This is a genomic window from Acinetobacter sp. YH12117 (assembly GCF_013418865.1).
GTDB lineage: Bacteria > Pseudomonadota > Gammaproteobacteria > Pseudomonadales > Moraxellaceae > Acinetobacter > Acinetobacter indicus.
Window position 1 is genome coordinate 1 of the sequence record NZ_VPBF01000084.1, and the last position, 2,389, is coordinate 2,389.

4 protein-coding genes are annotated in these 2,389 nt (G+C 44.7%); 2 read left to right on the forward strand and 2 right to left on the reverse strand.

The genetic code is table 11. The features are described from left to right. Nucleotides 1-256 (reverse strand): hypothetical protein (locus tag FTU55_RS14810; protein WP_218949129.1); only part of this gene is annotated, 256 nt, incomplete at its 3' end. Between the two features lie 51 nt (nucleotides 257-307). Between FTU55_RS14810 and istA the strand changes: the two genes are divergently transcribed. Beyond that, entirely contained in the window at nucleotides 308-1,327 is a 1,020-nt protein-coding gene (gene istA / locus FTU55_RS14815; RefSeq protein ID WP_159139009.1) for an IS21 family transposase, read from the forward strand. Continuing rightward, nucleotides 1,327-2,100: an IS21-like element ISAba8 family helper ATPase IstB gene (gene istB, locus FTU55_RS14820; protein WP_159139008.1), complete on the forward strand. Its 774-nt coding sequence runs from the start codon at nucleotides 1,327-1,329 to the stop codon at nucleotides 2,098-2,100. The genes istA and istB overlap by 1 nt, the downstream gene beginning before the upstream one ends. Nucleotides 2,101-2,122: 22 nt before the next feature. Here the strand turns inward: istB and FTU55_RS14825 are convergent. Then, nucleotides 2,123-2,389: hypothetical protein (locus tag FTU55_RS14825; protein ID WP_306670229.1), on the reverse strand; the 267-nt coding region annotated here is incomplete at its 5' end.

The window sequence follows — 2,389 nt, forward strand, 5'->3', positions numbered from 1 at the left end:
AGTCTTCACCACCGACATTCACAGTCACATCCGCTTCTGGGTTGTTTACTGTACCTGTAAGTGTTGTGTTTTCACCGTCGCCAGGAACAATCGGATCAATCGTCACGCTTGGTGCTTCTGGTGCAACAGGTGTCGGTGCAGGAACAGGCTTGCTGTCTGTACCAGGTTCTGATGTCAAACCAGTGTTTGGATCAGTCACAGTACCTTCTACAGTAACGTTGTTAGCGGCAGTGTAAAAATGACCCCCTAATGGCATTTAAAAACTGACCCCCTTGGTTAATATAGCGGTCATTTTGGACTGCTCAACATGTTAACTTTGGAGCAAGCAGTGACAATCCAAATACTTCATCAACAAGGTAAATCTATTAAAGCCATTAGTCGTGAACTGGGGGTGTCCCGAAATACCGTACGTAAATATTTACGGCAGAAGGAAACACCTCAGTATCGGCGTACACAACCTAGAACAAGTATTCTTGATCCATATAAACCCTATTTACTCAAACGTGTAAACGCAGCTCATCCTGAATGGATTCCTGCTGTTGTGCTCTACCAGGAAATTTTAAGGTTGGGATATCCAGGAAAGATCAGGATCTTGAGGGAATATCTTGCAACATTAAAATCAGTTGCTAAACCGGAACCGATCATTCGTTTTGAAACCCAACCTGGCCAACAAATGCAGGTAGATTTCACCACGATTCGACGCAACAACTCGACTTTAAAAGCCTTTGTCGCAACATTAGGGTATTCCAGAGCGACTTTCGTGAAATTTTATGATCATGAACGTACCGATGCATGGATCGATGGTCTGGAAAATGCATTTCAGTTCTTTGCAGGAGTACCTCAGGAAATCCTGTTTGATAACGCTAAAACGATCATGATTGAACGGGATGCCTATCAGGAGGGGCAGCATAAATGGAATCCCAAACTGCTCGACTGCGCCAAGAAATACAGCTTTCGTCCTCGCGTATGTAAGCCCTACCGTGCACAGACCAAAGGCAAAGTTGAACGCTTTAATGGATACCTCAAATCAAGCTTTATTGTGCCATTGAAAGCAAGCCTGAAGACTTCGGGTTTACTGTTAGATGTTGATGTCGCCAATGCCCACATTGGCCGGTGGCTGCATGAAACCGCCAATCAGCGGATTCATGCCACCACGCAGGAAAAACCGGCTGTTCGACTGCAACAGGAGCAGCAAAAATTTACGCCATTACCGCAATCAGATACAGGTTCCAGCACTGTACCTGTTGCAGCAGCACAGCATGTCATGCCCTACGAGAGTTTGCAGCATCCCTTATCTGTATATGACCAGTTGCTGGGAGTTTCCTGATGAATCTGCAATACGACCGTATAGAGCAGCTTTGCCAAAAGCTCAATCTGCCTGCCATCGCATCACAATGGTCACATCATGCACAACAAACATTAGGTCAGGATGGAAGTTATGCCGACTTTGTTGAAGCGATCTTGACGCATGAATATGCTGCCAGGCAACAGCGCAGCCAGCAGGTACTGATGAAACTCTCAGGCCTGCCTCAAGTGAAAACGCTGGAAGGTTACGATTTTAATTATGCACTGGGTGCTCCCAAATCACAGGTGGTCGAGTTGTTCAACCTGAGCTTTATTGCTAGAGCAGAAAATGTGGTGTTTCTTGGTGCTAGCGGTGTAGGGAAAACGCATTTATCCATGGCATTAGGCTATAAGGCCATCATGAACAATGTCAAAACCAAGTTTATTACCGCCGCCGATCTCATGCTGCAACTCAGTACAGCCTATCAGCAAGGTAAATTGAAAACCTATATGCAACGGGTGATACTCGCCCCAAAATTACTGATTATCGATGAAATTGGTTATTTACCGTTTGGACGTGAAGAAGCGAATCTGTTCTTTAACGTGATTGCCAAGCGTTATGAAAAAGGCAGTACGATATTGACGAGTAACTTACCCTTTAGCCAATGGTCTAAGTCATTTGCGGATGATGTCACGTTGACCGCTGCGATGTTAGATCGGTTATTGCATCACTGTCATGTGGTACAAATATCGGGTGAGAGTTATCGTTTGAAGGATAAAAAAAGAATAGGGATTCAGCCTCAGGTTGAAATTTAATACGAGATCAAAGGGGTCAATTTTACTTTGCCATTTGTAAGGTAAAAGGGGTCAATTTTAGAATGCCGTTGACAACGTCTTCACCTGCTGGTGGTAATTGGTTCGTTGGTACTTCTACCGTCCAATCATAAGTACCATCTTCATTTGGTTCAGGATTGATCTTAACAGGATAGTCTTCACCACCGACATTCACAGTCACATCCGCTTCTGGGTTGTTTACTGTACCTGTAAGTGTTGTGTTTTCACCGTCGCCAGGAACAATCGGATCAATCGTCACGCTTGGTGCTTC

Excerpts from the sequence above, each read along its gene's own strand:
- istA (WP_159139009.1), top strand. The coding sequence starts at position 308 with ATGTTAACTTTGGAGCAAGCAGTGACAATCCAAATACTTCATCAACAA.
- istB (WP_159139008.1), top strand. The coding sequence starts at position 1,327 with ATGAATCTGCAATACGACCGTATAGAGCAGCTTTGCCAAAAGCTCAAT.